At 75.7% G+C, this 4,028-nt stretch carries 3 protein-coding genes; 2 read left to right on the top strand and 1 reads right to left on the bottom strand.

The window, feature by feature from the left end; translation table 11 throughout:
- On the bottom strand, positions 1-547 hold a 547-nt coding region (locus AOK09_RS35675; protein WP_055591335.1), incomplete at its 3' end, for an FHA domain-containing protein.
- Between the two features lie 392 nt (positions 548-939).
- On the opposite strand from AOK09_RS35675, the gene AOK09_RS35670 reads away from it, so the two are divergent.
- Both AOK09_RS35670 and AOK09_RS35665 read left to right on the top strand, forming a co-directional pair.
- Positions 940-2,817, top strand: a complete 1,878-nt coding sequence (locus AOK09_RS35670; protein WP_055591334.1) for a serine/threonine-protein kinase — start codon at positions 940-942, stop codon at positions 2,815-2,817.
- Positions 2,818-2,944: 127 nt separating this feature from the next.
- Positions 2,945-4,028: serine/threonine-protein kinase (locus AOK09_RS35665; RefSeq protein ID WP_055591333.1), on the top strand; the 1,084-nt coding region annotated here is incomplete at its 3' end.

The raw sequence follows: 4,028 nt of genomic DNA, 5'->3' as shown, positions 1-4,028 counted from the left end.
GCAGCGCCACCGGCTCGGCGCCGACCGGTACGCCGTCGAGCGAGGTGCCGTTGGTCGAGCCCAGGTCGGCGGCGGCCACCCGGCCGTCGGCGGACACGACCAGCTCCAGGTGGTGACGGGAGACATCGGGGTCGTCCAGCGGCACGTCGGCGTCCGCCGAGCGGCCCACCCGCACCCGGCCGGGGTGCAGCAGGTGCACCCCGCCGGCGTCGGGGCCGCCGACCACCCTCAGCTGGGCGGTGGCCCGGCCGCCGTCGCGGTCGTGGTCGGCCTGGTCGTGGCCGGGTGAGGGTTCGTTGAGCGACAGCACGGCGCCGTCGACCAGCGGGGGGTGGCCCAGCGGAGTGCGCTCGTCGAGCCGCTGTGCGCCCGCGTACAGGTGCACATGGGTCGCGGCTCGGCCGCCGCGCACCCCGACCGCGCCGGCCAGCGCCCCGGCGACCGCGCCGAGCGCGGTGCCCGCCGGCGCGGTGACGAGCACATCGGCGGCGTGGGCGTCCGTGGACGGACCGCTGCGCGGCCGGAGGACGGTCAGCCGGATCTGCATGGCGCCCGGGGTCCCTTCTGGTCGTGCGGACTGCACGGTCCGCACGGTGCAGGCCATCGTCACCGCCCGGGCGGCATGCCCAACGGGCAATTCCCACACGGGTGGTGGCGGCCATCCTCCCACCCGCCACCGACAGTACGCGTCCGGTGCCGGATTTGATGATCTTGCGATCATCCTCACACGAAGGGTGACGGTCCGCAGGCGGTCCCGGGCACAGGTCAACCGGGAAGGGCTCACGCGCGTCTGTGTCCTCAGCGGGTGTGCAGGCCGGAGCCGCTCCGGTCCCGGAACACCTGCGAAGTCGGACACGGTTACAGTGGCCGGAGACACGGACCGCCGCCCCCCGGGCGAGTGTGCGGGCCCGCGGAGTCGGCACGGCGAGGAGCGCATCAGTGCGGCCGGTAGGCAGCAAGTATCTGCTCGAGGAAGCGCTCGGACGAGGCGCCACGGGCACCGTGTGGCGCGCCCGGGTACGTGAGGACGCGGCCGTGCCCGGCATCGAGCCCGGCCGGCCGGTGGCCATCAAGGTGCTGCGCGAGGAGCTCGCCAACGACCCCGACGTGGTGATGCGGTTCCTGCGCGAGCGCTCGGTGCTGCTGCGGCTGGTTCACCCCAACATCGTGCGGGTCCGCGACCTGGTGGTCGAGGGCGATCTGCTGGCCCTGGTGATGGACCTGGTGGAGGGCCCCGACCTCTACCGCTATCTGCGCTCCAACGGCCCGCTCAGCCCGGTCGCGGGCGCCCTGCTGATGGCCCAGATCGCCGACGCGCTGGCCGCCAGCCACGCCGACGGAGTGGTGCACCGCGACCTCAAGCCGGCCAATGTGCTGCTGGCGACCACCGACGGGCCGGGCGGCACCGAGCAGATGCACCCGATGCTCACCGACTTCGGCATCGCCCGGCTCGCCGACTCGCCGGGCATCACCCGCACCCATGAGTTCGTGGGCACGCCCGCCTATGTGGCCCCCGAGTCGGCCGAAGGCCGTCCGCAGACCTCGGCGGTGGACGTCTACGGCGCCGGGATCATGCTGTACGAGCTGGTCACCGGACGTCCCCCGTTCCAGGGCGACGGCCCGCTGGCGATCCTGCACGCCCATCTGGCGCAGGAGCCGGAGCGGCCGCGCTCCATGCCGGAGCCGCTGTGGACGGTGGTCGAGCGGTGTCTGCGCAAGGAGCCGTCCCAGCGGCCCGGCGCCACCGCCCTGGCGCGCGCGCTGCGGGTGGTCGCGGCCGGCATCGGTGTGCACTCCTCCCCGGCGCAGGTGGACGAGGCGCTGGCGGTGGGCGCGCTGCTGCTGCCCGACCCCGACCCGGCACGGGTGCCCGCCACCGGCGGGGCCTTCGGCGGCCCCGACGCGGAGCCGACCCGGGTGCTGGGCCGGCCGGCGGGACCCGACGCCACCCCGACCCTGGGCGACGGCGTCCGCTACGACCCGGCCGCGGCGACCCGGCTGATGGGCACCGGCGCCCCCGCGGGCTCCGAGGACCGTACCCGGGCCATGCCGTCCGCCGGCCCGGGCGCCGGACGGGAGGGCATGGGACAGGGTGGTGCGGGCCAGGGCAGTGCGGGGCAGGGCGGCGCGGGACAGGCCGACCGTACCCGGATGATGCCGCCGGTCGGCCCCGACGGCCCGCCGCCGGAGATGCCGCAGGCCTGGGAGAACCAGCTGCGTGCCGCCCGCGACCGCGGCCGGCAGACCGAGGTCGGCTACTTCGAGCCCGAGGAGATGCAGCAGCTCCGGCAGCCGCAGGTGGCCCCGCCGCCCTATCGGCCGGGCCAGGCCGGGCAGCCCCCGCAGTCCGGCCCCGGCTACGGCTACCCGCAGCAGCAGCCCCGCCGGCCCCAGCCTCGTCAGCCACAGCAGCCCCGCCAGCCGCAGCAGTCCCCGCAGTCGCAGCAGCACCAGCGGCGGCCGCAGGGCGGCAACGCACCGCAGGCCGCGCCCCCGCCGTACCAGCGGCCGTACGAGCCCGCTCCGGCGCGCCGGGCGGAGCCCGCGCCGGCCCGCCGTCCGGAGCCGCCCGCGCCGAGGGAGGCCGCCCCGCGGCGGGAGCCGCGCCCGCGCAGTCGCAACCGGACCTACATCCCCGGGCTGGGCTGCCTCAAGGGCTGCCTGATGGTGCTGCTGATCCTGGCCATCGCCGCGGCCGCGCTGTGGAACTTCACCCCGCTGCCGGACTGGTGGCACAGCGTCCAGCACCAGTTCCACTCCGTCAGCAGCTGGGTCAGTGACACCTGGAAGCAGTTGGGCGGTTCCTCCGGGAACTGAGGCCGTCCCGTGATATTGACGGTTTATCGACTTTGACCGGGCAAGTGCGCTGCGCCACCACCTGAACGGCGGTTCTCCGCGTAGTTTGGTCGCTGACGCACCGACCCCCTCGGCTCACGGAGCAGCATTGGCACGCAAGATCGGCAGCCGGTACACCGTCCATCAGGTGATCGGCCGGGGATCCGCAGGCACCGTGTGGCTCGGTGAGGGCCCCGACGGCCCGGTGGCCGTCAAACTGCTGCGCGAGGACCTCGCCGCGGACCAGGTGCTGGTCGGCCGCTTCGTCCAGGAGCGGACCGCGCTGACCAGCCTGGACCACCCCCGGGTGGTGGGCATCCGCGATCTGGTGGTCGACGGCAGCGATCTGGCGCTGGTGATGGAGCTGGTGCACGGCACGGATCTGCGCACCCGGCTGGACCGCGACGGGGTGCTCACCCCGCAGGCCGCCGTCTCCGTCGCGGTGGACGTCGCCGACGGCCTCGCCGTGGCGCACGCCGCGGGCGTGGTCCACCGCGACGTCAAGCCGGAGAACGTGCTGCTCGACCTGGCCTCCTCGCCGGGACCCGGCGGCGCCCCCCGCGCCAAGCTCACCGACTTCGGCATCGCCAGGCTGGTCGACGCACCCCGCCGCACGCGCGCCACCCGCATCATCGGCACCCCCGACTACCTCGCCCCGGAGATCATCGAGGGCCTGGAGCCGAGGGCCGCCGTCGACATCTACGCCCTGGCCACCGTGCTCTACGAGCTGCTGGCCGGGTTCACCCCCTTCGGCGGCGGCCACACCGGAGCCGTGCTGCGCCGCCATGTCACCGAGACCGTCCCGCCGCTCCCCGGGCTCCCGGACGGGCTGTGGAAGATCATCGCCGAGTGCCTGGCCAAGGCCCCCGCCTCCCGGCTGCGCGCCACCGAGATGGCCGACCGGCTGCGTGAGCAGCTGCCCTCGCTCGCCGGACTCCCGCCGCTCGCGGTCGCCGCGCCCGGCAGCGAGCAGACGGCCGAGCCCGCCCTCCTGGCCGAGGAGGCCGCGTACGAGGCGGAGGAGGCCGCCGCGCGCCCCCGCGGGCGCCGCGGCCCGGCGGTCTCCCTCGTCCCGGGCCCGCAGCCCGACTCCACCCGGGACACCCACACCTCGATGCGCCGCCCCAGCCCCGACGAGCTGGCCACCTTCGCCGCCGCGTCCCGCGCCGAGCGGGAGCAGCGCGGCGCCGCGC

The sequence above is a fragment of the Peterkaempfera griseoplana genome (assembly GCF_001418575.1).
Classification (GTDB): domain Bacteria; phylum Actinomycetota; class Actinomycetes; order Streptomycetales; family Streptomycetaceae; genus Peterkaempfera; species Peterkaempfera griseoplana.
Note: the sequence above shows the minus strand (reverse complement) of the source record. Positions and strands in the feature narration are given on the sequence as shown.